Below are 17,396 nucleotides of genomic sequence, written 5' to 3' on the forward strand. Positions count from 1 at the left end.
ATGTTATAACTAGCTTTTTAGATTATTTAAATTTTCTCAAAGTATCCAATTAATCAAATAATGAAAAAATAATATTGCGATTGTAATAGAACTGTAATAGAATTTAACCAGAAGGTAATAATAAACAGAAAATTTAAACATTGAATGAGCAAGTAGACTTCTAAAATAATAGTTTAGTAGAGCGATTACTGAAAGGAGCAATATGTTGAACAACTTAGATCAGCTTTTAACCATAAACGACTTACATACAGGTTTTCGCATAAAAGATACATATTACGATGCGGTTGATGGTGTATCCCTAACCTTAAGAAGAAATGAAATACTTGCAGTAGTGGGCGAGTCAGGTTGCGGAAAATCTACATTAGCCACTTCTATTATTGGACTATATGACCATAACAAGACACGAGTTCAAGGAGAAATTCTATATAATGGGGAAAACCTAGCCCTGTTGAAAGAGGATAAGTTAAATGATGTCCGTGGAGAAGAAATAGGAATGATTTTCCAAGATCCGTTATCAGCTTTAAACCCATTAATGAGAATTGGTGAGCAGATTGAAGAAGGTCTTGTGTATCATACTAAAATGTCAAAACAAGAGCGCAATACGCGTGTATTAGAATTACTAAAACAAGTAGGAATCCCGAATCCAGATCGAATTGCTAAACAGTTTCCCCACCAACTTTCAGGCGGGATGAGACAACGTGTAATTATTGCAATTGCTATTTCTTGTAAACCAAATATTATTATTGCTGATGAACCGACAACTGCATTAGATGTTACAATTCAAGCTCAGATTCTGGATCTGTTGAAAGAACTTCAAAATGAAACAGGAGCAGGTATTGTATTAATCACACATGATTTAGGTGTAGTAGCTGAAACGGCTGACCGTGTTGTAGTTATGTATGCTGGGCAAATTATTGAAGAAGCACCTGTAGATGAGTTGTTTGCAAATCCTAGACATCCATATACACGTTCACTACTAAATTCTATTCCACAGATGAATAGTGAGAATGAAAAGCTACAAGTAATACAAGGAATGGTACCATCGTTAGTAAAATTACCAAGAGTAGGATGTAGATTTGCAGATCGTATCCCTTGGATTCCTGCTGAAGCACATGAAGAAAATCCGACATTGCATGAAGTATCTCCAGGTCATCTCGTTAGATGTACATGCTGGCAGCATTTTCACTTTGAAAGTGAAAAAGGAGGTAATCCCCTATGAGTTTCATGCAAATTAATGACCTAAAGGTGCATTACCCTATTCGTGGAGGATTTTTCAATACAGTTGTAGATAATGTGCACGCTGTAGATGGAATAAATCTTGAATTTGAAAAAGGAAAAGCATATGGACTAGTAGGAGAATCAGGTTGTGGAAAATCTACAACTGGCAAATCTATTATCGGTCTAGAGAAAATTACATCTGGAAACATTATTTATGAAGGCGTGGATGTTACAAACAAAGTAAGAAGTAGAAATTCCGCCTATAACCGCGATATCCAAATGATTTTCCAGGATGCACACTCTAGTTTGAATCCGCGTAAAAGAGTAGAGGATATCATCGCAGAACCTATTCGTAATTTCTTGAAACTTTCTCCTGGTGAAGAAAGAAAAAGAATCAATGAATTACTGGCGATTGTTGGGATGAGTGAGGAAGCAAGAATCAAATATCCCCATGAATTTTCAGGTGGACAAAAACAACGTATAGGTATTGCAAGAGCAATTGCAAGTAATCCTAAACTAATTATTGCTGATGAACCAGTATCGGCACTCGATTTATCCGTTCAGGCACAGGTTTTAAACTTCTTAAAAGATATTCAAGAGGAGTTTGGATTGAGTTTCTTATTTATATCCCACGATCTGGGAGTAGTAAAACATATGTGTGATAATATCTCGATTATGTATAAAGGACGTTTTGTAGAGTCTGGTAATCGAAATGATATTTATACAAATCCTCAACATATATACACGAAAAGATTACTGTCTGCAATACCGGAAGTAAATCCGACAAATCGCGAAGAGCGAAAGAATATTCGAAGAGCTGTAGAAGTAGATTATTTAACGAATCACCATAATTATTATGATGAGAATGGAAGAGTTTTTGATTTACAAACAATCTCCAATACACATCAAGTGGCAATGAGTGCTCAGAACAAAGGGGGCATGTAATATGTGGAAAACAATAATTAGGCGTATTCTCGTAATGATTCCACAATTATTTGTACTTAGTCTTTTAATATTTATTATGGCGAAGTTTATGCCTGGGGACCCTTTTACAGGATTAATCACTCCAGAAACAGATCCTGCTAGAGTAGAAGAACTTCGTATTAAAGCTGGTTTCTATGACCCATGGTATGTTCAATATGTGAACTGGATTGGGAATGCTTTTCAAGGAGACTTTGGACGTAGCTACACCTTTAACGTCCCTGTTGCTGATTTAATCGGAGAGCGTGCGTTGAATACATTATGGTTATCTTTGTTAAGTGTATTTTTATTATATTTAATTGCCATTCCACTAGGAGTTATAGCTGGTAGATTCCATGACTCTCTCCTAGATAAAACGATTGTATTGTATAGCTTTATAGTTTTTGCCATACCAACATTTGTATTAGGATTGATCAATCTGTTCTTCTTCGGATATGAATTAGGTTGGTTCCCTACTAGTGGGACCGTAGATATTAAATACGAGTCTGGAACAGCTGGCTTTATATGGAGTAAGTTCTATCATATTTTATTACCAGCGATTACGTATGCCTTACTTGCGACTACTGGGATTATTCAGTACCTACGTTCCGAAATTATTGATTCTAAGTCGTTAGATTATGTACGGACTGCGAAAAGTAAAGGTATTCCGATCAATAAAGTATACTCTCGTCATATATTACGTAACTCGTTGTTACCGATTGCAGCCTTTTTAGGGTTTACAATTACAGGACTTCTAACTGGATCTATCTTTATTGAAACTATTTTTGGATATCATGGTATGGGACAATTGTTCATTCACGCAATTAATGGGCGTGATTATAGTGTAATTACAGCACTTGTAATGCTTTTTGGATTCTTAACATTATTAGGAAGTCTATTATCCGATATCATCATGAGCATCGTTGACCCTCGAATTAGGATTGACTAAAAAATAATGGATAAGGAGAGTCCAAATAATGAAAAATACGGAAGCTATTGAAGCATCAAAAGAGATGAAAGTAAGCTCTCCCCCGACTGGTTTTCAAGTTATTGCGCGGGAGTTCATGAAAGATAAATTAGCAATGTTCTCATTAATATCGTTAATTGTAGTTATTGGAAGCATATATATATGGGCATGGCAAATTGACCAAACTCAGCTTATGCGAATAAGCTTGCGTGACAAGCTAGCAGAACCAGGTGAAAAATTCTGGTTAGGAGCCGATAAAGGTGGGCGGGATATCCTTGGCCAATTAGTAGTAGGTGCGCGTAACTCATTGACAATTGCAATATCAGTTACATTATTAACAGGGTTTATCGGTGTAGTCATTGGTTTAGTGACAGGCTATTTTGGAGGATGGATTGATAATATCTTTATGCGTATTATTGATTTCTTCATTACTATACCTTCTCTTATGATTATCATTGTATTTGTAACTATCGTACCAAAATATAATATTCTCATATTCATTTTAATAATGAGTGTATTCTTATGGGTAGGTACTGCGCGGGTTATTCGAAGTAAAGCTCTTTCTGAAAGTAGGAGAGACTATATAAATGCATCGAAAACATTAGGCACAGGTAATTTTGTTATTATTTTCAAAGAAATGATGCCGAATTTAAGCTCTCTATTAATCGTGGAGATGACACTAAATTTTGCTGGAAATGTCGGATTGGAAACTGGACTATCGTTTTTAGGTTTTGGTTTACCGCCGTCTACACCAAGTTTAGGAACACTTGTAAGCTATGCAACAGATCCATTCATAATGGAAAATGCCTGGTGGAACTGGTTGCCAGCAGCATTACTAATCTTATTACTTATGTTAGCGATCAATTATGTTGGTCAGGCAATTCGAAGATCTGCTGATGCACGTCAACGACTTGGTTAAAAATAGTTATTAGACGCTAGAGCGTTTGATATATAAAAAGAGAATAAAAAGGAGGAAAAAGAATGAATAAGAAACTTTTAGCTTTACTTGCATTACTTTTGACAATGATGCTAGTTCTTGCCGCGTGTAATTCAGATGAAGACACTTCAAAACCTGCTGATGAGCCGGATAAGACAGAAGACGGTGGAGAAAAGGAAGATGATGGTGCAGAGGAAAATGCTGAAGAGCCTGCCTCAGACGATTTATTCTCTGTAGTACTTGATAACGAAGGCGAAGCTATTAAAGGAGGAACTTTACAAGTTGCATTAGTAAATGATTCTCCATTCCAAGGTATTTTCTCTTATACTCTATATGAAGATGCTTATGATGCTGAAATAATGGATTTCGCAACTAATGTACTGTTTGACACTGATGGAGATTTCCTAATTTCTGATGGTGGTATTGCTACATTAGAAGTTGACGATACTAACAATAAAGCAACTGTTAAGATTAAAGACGGAGTTAAATGGTCAGATGGAGAGCCTCTTAAAATTGAGGATTTAATCCAACCTTACTTAATTATTGGCCATCCTGATTATGCAGGAGTTCGTTATGATTCAGACTTCCAAAATATCGTTGGTGCTGTAGAATATCATGATGGAAAAGCAGATACAATTTCAGGTTTGAAAAAAGTGGATGAAACTACTTTAGAAATTTCATTCAACAAAGTTTCTCCAGCAATCTACTCAGGTGGAGATGGACTATGGTTTTATGCTGAACCAAGTCATATCGTAAAAGATATTCCTGTTGCTGAATTACTTGAAAGTGATGCTGTACGTAAAAACCCAGTTACTCTAGGGGCATTCAAATTCGACAAAATCGTTCCTGGTGAGACTGTACAATTTGTACGCAATGACAACTACTGGAAAGGTCAAGCGAAACTGGATGGGGTAGTGATCAAAACAGTTCCAACTGCATCAGCTGCTAAAGCATTAGAAACTGGTGAATACGATATGGCTCTTTCTTTCCCAACAAGCGCTTATGAAAATGTAAAAGATCTTGAAAATATTACGCTTCTTGGTCGTCAAGAATTGTACTACTCTTATGTAGGATTCAAACTTGGGAAATATGACTATGATGCAAGTGTTGCAATTACAAATGAAGAAGAAGCAAAAATGGGTGACAAAGTACTACGTCAAGCAATGGGTTACGCTTTAGACATCGAGCAAGTTAATGAAGTATTCTACTTCGACTTACGTGAGCGTGCTAATTCTCTAATTCCACCAGTATTTAAATCATTCCATGATTCTTCTATTGAAGGATATAACTATGATCCTGAAAAAGCTAAAAAATTATTAGACGAAGCTGGATATAAAGATACTGATGGCGATGGTCTACGTGAAGATAAAAATGGAGAAAAACTTTCTATTAAATTAGCAGCTATGGCTGGTGATGAAACACAAGAACAAGTAATCTCTTACTACCTACAAAACTGGGGTGAGGTTGGCTTAGACGTACAATTAGCTACAGGTCGTCTAATCGAATTCAACACATTCTATGATAAAGTTCAAGCAGATGATCCAGAAATCGATGTATTTATGGGTGCATGGGGTACAGGTACAAACCCATCTCCAGCAGGTTTATACTCTAAAACAGCTGTTTATAACTTCAGCCGTTACACATCTGAAGACCTTGAAGGATTGTTAACTGCAATCGATTCTCCTGAAGCAATTGACGGAGAGTTCCGTGCTAAGAAGTTCCGTGAATGGCAAGAATATATGCAAGATGTTTCTGCTGTAATTCCTATGCAATTCCGTTATGAATTACGCCCAATCAATGATCGTGTGAAAAACTGGGACTTCGGTTATGACACTGATTTCGATTATATCGATGTTGAACTAGTGGCTGATACTCCAGTTAAATAAATATTTTTTTAAAAAACCGCTCTTAAACGAAAGTTTAAGAGCGGTTTTTCATATGGTCTTATAAGGATGTGATACTAATAAGATTATTAATATTTTTAGTCAGTTATGGAATAGCAGTAATTAGCTGCTCACATTTAGTGCTTTATTTGAACTTTTTATCGCTAGGCTACTCTTGGAGATCCGTCCTCATGTATATGATGGTGTCGACGGATTTTATACTTTTATGTGTGTCTATACTAGCAATTACTTTAGTCGTCTTCTTCCGAGACCCATTGCAGCTTCCATCTTGACTAAAGTTTCATTTGCAAGAGCCTGGGCTTTCTCTGCTCCTAAGTCTAGAATTTCATCCAGCTCAGTAGAATTGAGTAACTGCTCATATCTTTGTTGAATAGGGGTAAGATGCGCAATAATGACTTCGGCCACGGAAGCTTTGAAATCTCCATATCCCTTACCTTCATATTTTTGTACAAGTGTTGGGATGGATACGTCTGTTAAAGCGGATTCAATTGTTAAGAGATTAGAAACTCCGGGTTTGTTTTCAGGATCGAAAGCAACGATACCTTCAGAATCTGTAACAGAGCTTTTAATTTTCTTTTCAATTTCCTTTGGACTATCCAAAAGTCTTATCGTAGCTTTAAGATTGGAATCTGATTTACTCATTTTCTTCAGTGGGTCTTGTAAGGATTTAATACGAGCTCCATTTTTGGGTAATTGAATTTGCGGAACGGTCAATACTTCACCATAACGTTTGTTGAATCTTTCAGCTAAGTCTCTCGTTAACTCGACATGTTGAGTTTGATCATCACCAACAGGTACAATATCCGTTTGGTATAAAAGTATATCCGCTGCCATCAATGGTGGATAAGTTAACAATGCTGCTGAAACAGCATCTTTACCAGTAGATTTATCTTTGAACTGAGTCATTCTTTCCAATTCACCAATATACGAAATACATTGCATAATCCAGCCAGCTTGTGTGTGAGCAGGAACTTCAGACTGTATAAATAAGGTGGATTTCTCCGGATCAATACCGACAGCAATATATAATGCTGCTAATGAGCGAATATGATCACTTAGTTCTTTCGGGTCCTGCGCAATTGTAATAGCATGCTGATCTACTATACAAAACACACAATCATAATCATGTTGTAATGCAGTGAATTGTCGGAAGGCACCAATGTAATTCCCCAGTGTGATAATTCCTGTTGGTTGTACGCCTGAAAAGATCTTCTTCATTTTTACTATCTCCTTTTGTATTGAAAAATAAAAAAAACATCACGCATCCCTATAAAAGGGACGAATGATGTTAAATCCGTGGTACCACCCAGCTTGCTAAAATAATTAGCCACTCTTGTTTCGTAACGTGAACGGGACGGTATATGCTACTTTACTTTCACATATACTGCTCAGAAGCCCATTCCATCTACCGTATGATCTGTTCACAGCGACCACAGACTCTCTTAGCATACGTCAGTAAATGTACTTTTCTTCTTCAAAGCTAAATTATTTAGTTTTGATTATTATATATAGAAGAAACACAAAAATCAAGGGTTCTTAATTAGCTGAAATAGATAAACAAAGCAATACTCATACAAAGTAAACTCGAGAGACCTAATGCAATTATTGGTTTATAGGGAAATGAAAAAACTTCAGACGGCAAACGCATCTGTTTTGCTTCTTTTCTCATATATCTCGGTGTAAATATCTTGCGTGTACTTGCAGTAAAGAAATCAAAAAAACCACCTGAAACCACATAAGTCATTAAACCAATAAATGTTATTGTTCCTCCGACAAAAAAGGACATGTTTATGTAAGATACGAGCTGGATATTTTTATAAACCAATAGCATTAATATAAAAATAATTACCTGACTACCCAAAAAATAAATTAACCTATTCTTCATATTTCACCTCATCATTTGTAAATTATAAAATAGACACTGAAAATATGCAAAAAATTGATTATTTAAATTACCAAAAATAAGCAATTTCTTTTCCAAAGATTCACAATTGTTAGGACAATGTAATGATATTGTTACACTATTGTAAAAATATAAAAAAAAAGCCTGTACAAGCTCGAAAGAAAATGTATAATAAATATTGTAATGAATTTTTCTGAATATTTAAGGAGGTTAATTTTATGAAGAATAACAAGCTTGTATGGCTTTTAAGCCTACTGTTAGTTGTTGCATTATTCCTAGCTGCTTGTGGTGGCGATGATAAGGAAACTAAAGATGATACAACTACAGACAAAGACGATAAAGACGCAACAACTGAAGAAACAGAAGTAGCAGCAGATGAGGAACAAGTTCTTAACTTGATCATGACTGCTGAAATTCCAACAATGGACTCAGCTCTAGTAACTGACGCAGTTGGTTTTGACCTACTTAACAACGTGAACGAAGGTTTATACCGTTTGAATCAAGAAAATATTGCTGTTCCTGCAATCTCTGATGGGGAACCAACAGTTTCTGAAGATGGATTAGTTTATACTTTCAAATTACGTGATTCTAAATGGTCTGACGGTACTCCAGTAACTGCTAATGACTTTGAATATTCATGGAAGCGTGCTATGAACCCAGATACTGCATCTGAATACGGTCCATATATGATGGGTGGAGTTATCAAAAACGCTACTGCAATCTCTGAAGGAAAAATGGATTACACTGAGTTAGGTGTTAAAGCGCTTGATGAAAAAACTTTAGAAGTTTCGCTTGATAAACCAACTCCTTACTTCTTATCACTTATGTCATTTGGAACATTCTTACCACAAAGTGAAGCATTCGTTACTTCGCAAGGTGAAAACTACGCGAAAAACTCTGAATCACTTTTATACAACGGACCGTTTACACTTGCTAATTGGGACGGAACAGGTTTATCTTGGCAACTTCTTAAAAACGAAGAGTACTGGGATAAAGAAACTGTGAAACTAACAGAAATTAACTATGATGTAGTTAAAGAGCCAGGTACTGGCGTTAACTTATATACAGAAGGTCAAAAAGACCGTGCACCACTTACAGGTGATTTTGCGATGCAATACGGTGCTGACCCAGATTTAATCCATGAGTCAGAAACATCTGTATTCTATTTCAAATACAATCAAGAACGTCTTGGAGAAAAAACTCCACTTGCTAACGTAAATATTCGTGAAGCAATCACAAAAGCGTTTGACAAACAAGATTTAGTAGATGTAGTTTTAGCGAATGGTTCTGTACCTGCTAACTACTTAGTACCAAAAGACTTCACTTTCGACGAAAATGGTACTGACTTCCGTGATGTTAACGGAGACATGGCTGTATTTAATGTTGAAGAAGCAAAAGCTGCGTTTGAAACAGGTTTATCTGAATTAGGTGTTTCTGAGTTAACTCTAGAAATCTTAAATGGAGATACAGAATCTGCGAAGAAAACTGGTGAATACCTTAAAAATCAATTAGAAACAAACTTACCAGGTTTAACTGTACAATTAAAAGAAGTTCCATTTAATGTTCGTTTAGATCTTGATACAAACCAAGACTACGATATTCAAATTGCTGGATGGGGACCTGATTATCAAGATCCTTACACATTCATGAACTTATGGTTAACTGGTGGCGGTAACAACCAAATGTCATATGCAAACCCTGAATATGACAAATTAGTAAACTCGGCTGTAAATGAATTAGCACTAGATCCAGAAGCTCGTTGGCAAGCACTTGCTGATGCTGAAAAACTTCTTATTGATGAAGATTTTGGAATCGGACCAATGTACCAACGTGGATTAATGTTCCTTCAAAAACCATATGTTAAAGGTATTGTTGCCCACCCATTCGGTGGAGACTATAGCTACAAATGGGCTTACATCGAAGGTAAAAACTAATAGTTTAGTAAATCTTTAAAATCACATAGTTTGAGAGTATATGGTTTCCTAATGCGGACCATATACTCTCTTTTTAAATGAATCAGAATTCACCAAATATTTTATATTTTTATTCTTTTTGACAACAGGTAGTTGTATCTGTTTATATATTATTTAGTAATTAATCTATTAAAATATTTTTTGTAGGAGGTGCAAAGATGACAAAATACATTATTCGTCGTGTGTTTTATATGTTTATAACATTTTTCCTGATAGCAACAGCTACATTCTTCTTGATGAAGGCGCTCCCAGGATCCCCGATTAGCTCTGCTCCTAAACTATCTCCTTCACAACTTGCGATAGTTGAAGCCAATTATGGGTTAGATAAACCAGTCCCGGTACAGTATGCAAAGTATATGTTAAATTTGGTCCAAGGTGATTTAGGAAACTCGTTCCAATTTAAAAACGCAAGTGTAACAGAATTGATTATTAATCGTCTTGGACCTTCAGTATTACTAGGAACCCAAGGGTTAGTACTTGGTGTAGTACTCGGTATACTTTTAGGAATGATTGCAGCCTTAAGACAAAATACAATATGGGATTATGGTAGTACGTTAATAGCTATCATTGGTATTTCAATTCCCTCTTTCGTTTTTGCAACATTCCTCCAATATTGGTTTGGTGTTAAATGGGGACTATTCCCTGTTGCCTTATGGAAAGACGGTTGGATGTCGAGTGTGCTTCCATCTCTTGCACTAGCAATGGGACCACTTGCAACAGCTTCTCGTTTTATTCGAACAGAGATGATTGAAGTATTAAGTTCAGATTACATCACTTTAGCTAAATCTAAAGGAGCAAGTGGATTTGAAGTTGCATTTAAACATGCTTTCCGTAATGCATTAATCCCACTTGTAACAGTATTAGGTCCTCTAGCTGCAGGATTACTAACTGGATCACTTGTAATTGAACAAATTTTTGCGATTCCTGGAATCGGAGAACAATTTGTAAAAGCAATTTTATCAAATGACTTCTCAATCATTATGGGTACAACACTGTTCTTCTCTGCGTTCTTAATAGTCGTAATATTCGTAGTTGATATTCTTTACGGAATCATTGACCCTCGTATTCGTTTGTCAGGAGGTAATAATTAATGAGTCAAGAAATAAAAAAATTACCTGCTGAGTCGTTTGAAAGAGTTCAATTAGATAGTAGTCATGCGGAAAGAATTTCGAAACCAAGTTTAAGTTTCTGGCAAGATGCTTGGTTGCGTATCCGCAAAAACAAAGCAGCTATCGTTAGTATGTTTATATTGGCTTTTATCATCATCATGGCGTTTGTCGGACCGATGGTTAGTCCACATGATGCTGAAACTCAAACATTGAAACATGCAAATCTACCACCGAAAGTTCCAGGACTTGAAAACCTTGGTATATTCGATGGGGTTGGTAACTTAGCTGGTAAAGAAGTAGATTTATACGAAATGAAAAAAGTTGATACGTATTATTGGTTCGGTACAGATGGCCTAGGCCGCGATATGTTCTCACGTGTTTGGGAAGGTACGCAAATCTCCTTATTAATTGCTTTTGCTGCTGCTTTAATTGATATGGTTATTGGTGTAGCATATGGAGGGATTTCTGGTTACTACGGTGGTCGTGTCGATGATATATTACAACGAATCGTGGAAATCTTATATGGAATTCCGACGTTAGTTGTCGTGATACTAATGCTTCTATTTATGGAACCAGGCATAACTGCGATCATTATCGCAATCACCTTAACAGGGTGGATCGGTATGTCCCGAATTGTTCGTGGTCAAGTACTGAAATTCAAAAACCAAGAATTTGTACTGGCGTCAAGAACACTAGGCGCAACTAATAGTCGAATTATTACTAAGCACATTTTACCTAATATCATGGGTATTATCATTATTAATACTATGTTTACTATTCCGAGTGCGATTTTCTTTGAAGCTTTCTTAAGTTTCATAGGATTAGGACTTCAAGCACCTAACGCGTCTTTAGGTACACTTATTAATGATGGTTATAAGTTAATTCAGTTCCAACCGCATATTTTATTGTATCCGTCTCTTATCTTAAGTCTATTAATGATTGCATTTAATTTACTTGGTGATGGTTTGCGTGATGCATTTGATCCGAAGATGAAAGACTAAAGGAGGAAAGCGAATATGGAAAAGATATTAGAAGTTAAAAACCTAGAGCTTTCCTTCCATACATTTGCTGGTGAAGTAAAGGCCATTCGTGGCGTTAACTTCGACTTAAAAAAAGGGGAAACACTGGCGATTGTAGGAGAGTCTGGCTCTGGTAAATCAGTTACAACAAAAGCAATTATGCGTTTGTTACCTGAATCTAGTTCAGAATTTAAAAATGGTCAAATCTTATTTAACGGAAAAGATTTAACTAAGCTATCGGATAAAGAGATGCAAAAGATTCGAGGAAAAGATATTTCAATGATTTTCCAAGATCCAATGACTTCTTTGAATCCTACAATGACAATTGGTAACCAGATTATGGAGCCAATTTTAAAACACCAAAAAGTTGGGAAATCGGAAGCACGTAAAGTAGCAATAGACTTATTGCGTTTGGTTGGTATGCCGAAACCTGAAGCACGTATTAAGCAATATCCTCACCAATTCTCTGGTGGTCAACGTCAACGTATTGTTATTGCTATTGCGCTAGCATGTAATCCACAGATTCTTATTGCGGATGAGCCAACTACTGCATTAGATGTAACAATTCAAGCACAAATTTTAGAGTTAATGAAAGACCTTCAAAAGAAAATAGATACATCTATCATCTTCATTACACATGATCTTGGGGTCGTGGCAAATGTTGCGGATAGAGTAGCCGTTATGTATGGTGGTAAAATAGTTGAGATTGGGACCGTAGATGAAATATTCTATAACCCTCAACACCCTTATACATGGGGCTTACTAAGTTCAATGCCTTCATTAGATAGTGCTGATGAAAAATTATATGCAATTCCAGGAACACCTCCTGATTTATTGTATCCACCTAAAGGTGATGCATTTGCACTACGTAGTGATTATGCTTTGAAAATAGACTTAGAAGAAGCACCACCATTTTTTAAAGTAAGTGATACGCACTCAGCTGCTACATGGTTGTTACATCCGGATGCTCCACAAGTTGAGCCTCCACTAGCAATTGTAGAACGTATGAAAAAGTTCCCAGGTAGCCGCTATTATGAAGGAACGGAAGGAGGGACTTACTAATGGCTGAAAAATTACTAGAAATTAAAAATCTTAAGCAGTATTTCAATCAAGGTAAGCCTAATGAAGTTCGTGCGGTAGACGATATCAGTTTCGATATATATAAAGGGGAAACACTTGGATTAGTAGGGGAATCTGGCTGTGGTAAATCCACAACAGGTCGAACAATTATACGCCTTTACGAAGCAACAGATGGACAAGTAATTTATGATGGTATTAACGTTCATGATAAAAAGTCGAAAAAGGATTTAAAATCATTTAACCGTAAAATGCAAATGATCTTCCAAGATCCTTATGCTTCGCTAAATCCGCGTATGAAAGTACTGGATATTATTGCGGAAGGTTTAGACATTCATGGACTTGTTAAAAATCCAAAAGAACGTAAAGAACGTGTTGTGGAATTATTAGAAACTGTAGGGTTGAACCGTGAGCACGCTGACCGTTATGCACATGAGTTTTCTGGTGGACAAAGACAACGTCTAGGTATTGCGAGAGCACTAGCTGTTAATCCAGAATTCATCATTGCCGATGAGCCAATCTCGGCATTAGACGTTTCTATTCAAGCACAAGTAGTTAACTTACTAAAAGAATTACAAGAAGAAAAAGGCTTAACTTATTTGTTTATCGCCCATGATTTATCAATGGTTAAGTATATTTCCGATCGAATCGGTGTTATGTATTTTGGTAAGTTAGTAGAACTAGCTTCTGCAGAGGATTTATATAAAAATCCAATGCATCCATATACACAGTCACTATTGTCAGCTATACCACTTCCAGATCCAAATTATGAGCGTACTCGTGTGCGTAAATCATACGATCCTGCTTCTCATAATTATCAAGATGGGGAAGAGATAGCAATGCGCGAAGTAACGCCTGGACATTTTGTATATTGTTCAACAAAAGAGCTTGCCACTTTACAAGCTATTTCAGGTTCACAAGTATAATAAATCAGCGACCATTCATACGAATGGTCGCTTTTTTTGAAAGAAAGTATATAAGGTACTGCACTGGATTCCAAGTAAATGATATGAAAATACTCACACCTAAGCGATAAACCTTTCAATGAAGTATTACTTACTAGATTGACTGGATTGTAATGTGCTGTCTTCTATAGGGCCGAGAAAACGTCAGCGGAAAGTATTTTAGTGGACAAACGATGTGGTTCACCTCTTCAAGTATTAGCTGACTAATTTATTCTGTCCGAAGTGCCTTTTATATCATAAATTGATTTAATCGTATTTTAATGGGTATACATGTAAGGTAAATATGAAATTCTCGCACTCTATTTATTTTTGGTCTAATGGCACTTTCTTTCATAGTTTGAACTTGTTAGAATAGAGTGACTTATAGGAGAGGGATTTTTAAAATATGAAAAAGTATCTAAGAGTAATAGCTTCTGCATCGATAGCAATGACTGTATTTATACCTGGTGCGGTTAGTGCGGAAACAAATTTATTTTCAAAAGAATTTTCTACTAAAGAATTTAGCTTTCAAGCAATAGACGAAACTCTTGTATCTTCATCTAAATTATTCACCTATGATTCGGGTTTAACATTTGAATATCCAGATGCGGTAAGAGGTGTTTATGTAACAGGGCATTCTGCAGGTGGAGAACGTTTTAATGATCTAGTGAATTTAATGGACACAACAGATTTAAACGCAATGGTTGTTGATATTAAAGATGATTTTGGAAACCTTACATACATCCCCAAAGAAGATTCAGCATTAGCAAAATACGATATTGGGAAACCATACATAAAAGATCCGCAAAAAATGTTGAAAACCATGGAAGAAAAGAAAATTTACCCGATAGCGCGTATCGTTATCTTTAAAGATACAGAGCTTGCGGAGAGAAAGCCTGAATGGTCATTTGTAGATGGTACATCAGTCTGGAAAAATGGACGTGGGGAAGCATTTGTTAATCCTTTTATGAAAGAGGTATGGGATTATAATGTGGAAATAGCAATTGAGGCAGCTAAAATGGGCTTTAAGGAAATTCAATTTGACTATGTTCGTTTTCCAGAAGGTTTTGAGAAGAGAGAAAACACGTTAAAATACTCAATGGGTGAATATGAAAAGTCAGACCTAGATTTTGTTCAACGTAGGGTTTCGGCAGTTACAGATTTTGTAGCTTATGCAAAAGAAAAGCTTAAACCATATGGTGCTCAACTATCGGTTGATATTTTTGGATATTCAGCTACATTACCAGAGGCACCGGGAATCGGTCAAAATTTTAGTAAAATATCTGAAAATGTGGACGTAATTTCTTCCATGATTTACCCAAGTCATTGGACCTCTTACTTTGGAATTGCAAAACCAGATTTAGAGCCATATAGATTAGTACAAGAATATGCGAAGGTTGAAAATGCTAAACTGGCAGAGCTGGAAAACCCGCCTGTCTCACGTCCTTGGCTACAAGATTTTACTGCTTCGTATTTAGGGGCGGGGAATTATCAACAATATGGTAAAGAGGAAGTAGAGGCCCAGATTAAGGCATTAAGCGAAGCTGGGATTAAAGAATATTTATTATGGAATGCAGGCAATAAGTATACTAAAGGCGTAGATTATACTCCTTAGGCATAGAATAACAAGAAAGTAGAATGATATTATCATTCTACTTTTTTCTTTTTTGAAACCTTTTTGCATTTAAAACGTACTATTAAGTATAACAGTTATTTTCATTAAGTATCACTAATTGAGAAAATAGTATTTTATGTTGGAGATGTTTAAGTTCTTGAAATGGTGGGTAATAATTAGTATATAACTAAAAATGATTCATTCTATATAAGGATTACCTAATAAGTAACACGAAATTGTGACAGTAATTTTTCCTAGTTAAATTTTTCATTAAAACGTATTTTAAAAAAATTAAAAGTGGTGTATACTAAAGAAAGTATATAACTACATTAAATTAATTATAATCTACTTTATATAACACAGACATTTGAAGGGACGTGTTTTTTAAAATGATGGTAACTTTATTCACTTCACCAAGTTGTACTTCTTGTAGAAAAGCAAAAGCGTGGTTAGAAGAGCATGAGATTGCATATAAAGAACGTAATATTTTTTCAGAACCACTTAGTATAAGTGAAATAAAAGAAATCCTTCGTATGACAGAAGACGGAACAGATGAAATTATATCAACACGATCTAAAATATTTCAAAAGCTGAATGTTGATTTAGAAAGTCTCCCGTTACAACGTCTTTACGAACTAATTCAAGAACATCCTGGCTTGCTACGTCGACCAATTATTTTAGATGAAAAGCGTCTACAAGTTGGTTACAATGAAGATGAAATTCGTAGATTCTTACCTAGAAAAGTACGTGCTTATCAATTACTTGAAGCACAACGTCTAGTTAACTAGTGTAATATTAAGCTAATTGTTTTTCAAAGTACTTTTTTGAAAAATAATTGGCTTTTCTTTTTTTCTTCCACTTGCATTCAAGGCTAAATTTTTCTACAATCCATGTAGTTTGATTAATAATTTTAAAAGTTAAGCAGGAATCCTTTTCTTTTTTTTATAAACGACATACAATAGTAATAGACACTACACATTTGAGACGGTAAGAAGCGAAAGGAGATGTGTTAAATGGATATCGAGCGTATCAATGATAACACTTTCAAAGTATACATTTCATACATCGACATTGAAGAAAGAGGCTTCAGCCGAGATGAAATCTGGTTCAATAAGGATAAGAGCGAGCAGCTTTTTTGGGAAATGATGGATGAGGTTCATGATGATGATCATTTTGAAGAATTAGATGGTCCTTTATGGATTCAAGTTCATGCGATGGAAAAAGGTTTGGAAGTGATTGTTACAAGAACGGAATTAACAAAACAAGATGAGCGTTTAGGGAATAATTCAGATGCTGATGATATATCTAGTAAAATATTTAAAAATGGGGTATCAAGTTCTATCGGTCCACATGAGTTTGATGATTTTTCAAGTTATATGGATGAATTAGATGAAATTCCAACGGATTATACATTTGTTTTTGAAAGCTTTGAGGATGTAATTGGTCTAGCAAAAAAATTAGATGAGGCAGATTTACAGACTTCTTTGTATTTTTATGAAGAGAAGTATTATTTGCATATCGTTTTTGATTTTGATGAAACCGAATTTGAATTGGTACTTAATACATTAAGTGTTGTTTCAGAGTTTGCAAATAATTCAAAGACAACCATTCATATAATTCAAGAGTATGGGAAAGAAATAATTTCCAGTGGAGTTCTAGACGAATTAAATAAACATTTTTAAAACCTTCTATTTATAGAAGGTTTTTTTGATTGCTTCTTTATAAAATCTTTCTGGATATGCGCTAATACTTTTGTTTAAAGTAGTAGCA

The 17,396-nt window shown here is 35.5% G+C and carries 15 protein-coding genes and 1 other annotated feature; of the genes, 13 read left to right on the forward strand and 2 right to left on the reverse strand.

Annotated features, from left to right (window positions below; genetic code table 11):
* Window positions 1-202: 202 nt before the first annotated feature.
* From MHI40_RS04900 to MHI40_RS04920, 5 genes are all read left to right on the forward strand, one after another.
* Window positions 203-1,219: an oligopeptide/dipeptide ABC transporter ATP-binding protein gene (locus MHI40_RS04900; RefSeq protein WP_093535615.1), complete on the forward strand. Its 1,017-nt coding sequence runs from the start codon at window positions 203-205 to the stop codon at window positions 1,217-1,219.
* On the forward strand, window positions 1,216-2,163 hold the full coding sequence (locus tag MHI40_RS04905) for an ATP-binding cassette domain-containing protein (protein ID WP_093535613.1): 948 nt from the start codon (window positions 1,216-1,218) through the stop codon (window positions 2,161-2,163). The genes MHI40_RS04900 and MHI40_RS04905 overlap by 4 nt, the downstream gene beginning before the upstream one ends.
* 1 nt (window position 2,164) lies before the next feature.
* A complete protein-coding gene (gene opp4B, locus MHI40_RS04910; protein ID WP_093535611.1) occupies window positions 2,165-3,127 on the forward strand; it encodes an oligopeptide ABC transporter permease in 963 nt (320 codons plus the stop codon).
* A 28-nt stretch (window positions 3,128-3,155) separates the two neighbouring features.
* On the forward strand, window positions 3,156-4,064 hold the full coding sequence (locus tag MHI40_RS04915; RefSeq protein ID WP_093535609.1) for an ABC transporter permease: 909 nt from the start codon (window positions 3,156-3,158) through the stop codon (window positions 4,062-4,064).
* Window positions 4,065-4,126: 62 nt separating this feature from the next.
* Complete coding sequence (locus tag MHI40_RS04920; RefSeq protein WP_340761768.1) at window positions 4,127-5,968, forward strand: oligopeptide ABC transporter substrate-binding protein; 1,842 nt, start codon at window positions 4,127-4,129, stop codon at window positions 5,966-5,968.
* 243 nt (window positions 5,969-6,211) lie between these two features.
* Here MHI40_RS04920 and trpS read toward each other — a convergent pair whose 3' ends face one another.
* Both trpS and MHI40_RS04930 read right to left on the reverse strand, forming a co-directional pair.
* Complete coding sequence (gene trpS / locus MHI40_RS04925; RefSeq protein WP_340761769.1) at window positions 6,212-7,204, reverse strand: tryptophan--tRNA ligase; 993 nt, start codon at window positions 7,202-7,204, stop codon at window positions 6,212-6,214.
* 53 nt (window positions 7,205-7,257) lie between these two features.
* Window positions 7,258-7,473, reverse strand: a binding site (T-box leader).
* A gap of 53 nt (window positions 7,474-7,526) precedes the next feature.
* Complete coding sequence (locus tag MHI40_RS04930) at window positions 7,527-7,871, reverse strand: DUF3899 domain-containing protein (protein WP_340761770.1); 345 nt, start codon at window positions 7,869-7,871, stop codon at window positions 7,527-7,529.
* Between the two features lie 236 nt (window positions 7,872-8,107).
* Between MHI40_RS04930 and MHI40_RS04935 the strand changes: the two genes are divergently transcribed.
* The 8 genes from MHI40_RS04935 (at window position 8,108) to mecA (ending at window position 17,308) form a co-directional block, all read left to right on the forward strand.
* The gene (locus tag MHI40_RS04935; RefSeq protein ID WP_340761771.1) at window positions 8,108-9,823 is read left to right on the forward strand and encodes a peptide ABC transporter substrate-binding protein; all 1,716 of its coding nucleotides are present in this window, start codon (window positions 8,108-8,110) and stop codon (window positions 9,821-9,823) included.
* 197 nt (window positions 9,824-10,020) lie between these two features.
* Window positions 10,021-10,953: an oligopeptide ABC transporter permease gene (gene opp3b / locus MHI40_RS04940; protein WP_340761772.1), complete on the forward strand. Its 933-nt coding sequence runs from the start codon at window positions 10,021-10,023 to the stop codon at window positions 10,951-10,953.
* Window positions 10,953-11,972 carry an oligopeptide ABC transporter permease gene (gene opp3C, locus MHI40_RS04945; protein WP_340761773.1) on the forward strand — a complete coding sequence of 340 codons (1,020 nt, stop codon included), beginning with the start codon at window positions 10,953-10,955 and terminating at the stop codon, window positions 11,970-11,972. The genes opp3b and opp3C overlap by 1 nt, the downstream gene beginning before the upstream one ends.
* Window positions 11,973-11,987: 15 nt before the next feature.
* On the forward strand, window positions 11,988-13,052 hold the full coding sequence (locus MHI40_RS04950; protein ID WP_340761774.1) for an ABC transporter ATP-binding protein: 1,065 nt from the start codon (window positions 11,988-11,990) through the stop codon (window positions 13,050-13,052).
* Entirely contained in the window at window positions 13,052-13,993 is a 942-nt protein-coding gene (locus tag MHI40_RS04955; protein ID WP_340761775.1) for an ABC transporter ATP-binding protein, read from the forward strand. Before MHI40_RS04950 ends, MHI40_RS04955 begins: the two co-directional genes overlap by 1 nt.
* A 424-nt stretch (window positions 13,994-14,417) precedes the next feature.
* The gene (locus MHI40_RS04960) at window positions 14,418-15,626 is read left to right on the forward strand and encodes a putative glycoside hydrolase (protein WP_093535591.1); all 1,209 of its coding nucleotides are present in this window, start codon (window positions 14,418-14,420) and stop codon (window positions 15,624-15,626) included.
* 392 nt (window positions 15,627-16,018) lie between these two features.
* Window positions 16,019-16,414, forward strand: a complete 396-nt coding sequence (gene spxA / locus MHI40_RS04965) for a transcriptional regulator SpxA (RefSeq protein WP_175453953.1) — start codon at window positions 16,019-16,021, stop codon at window positions 16,412-16,414.
* Window positions 16,415-16,639: 225 nt separating this feature from the next.
* Window positions 16,640-17,308, forward strand: coding sequence for an adaptor protein MecA (gene mecA, locus MHI40_RS04970; RefSeq protein ID WP_093535589.1), 669 nt, complete (start codon window positions 16,640-16,642; stop codon window positions 17,306-17,308).
* Window positions 17,309-17,396: the final 88 nt, after the last annotated feature.

The organism is Psychrobacillus sp. FSL H8-0510 (assembly GCF_038008345.1).
GTDB classification, from domain to species: domain Bacteria; phylum Bacillota; class Bacilli; order Bacillales_A; family Planococcaceae; genus Psychrobacillus; species Psychrobacillus psychrotolerans.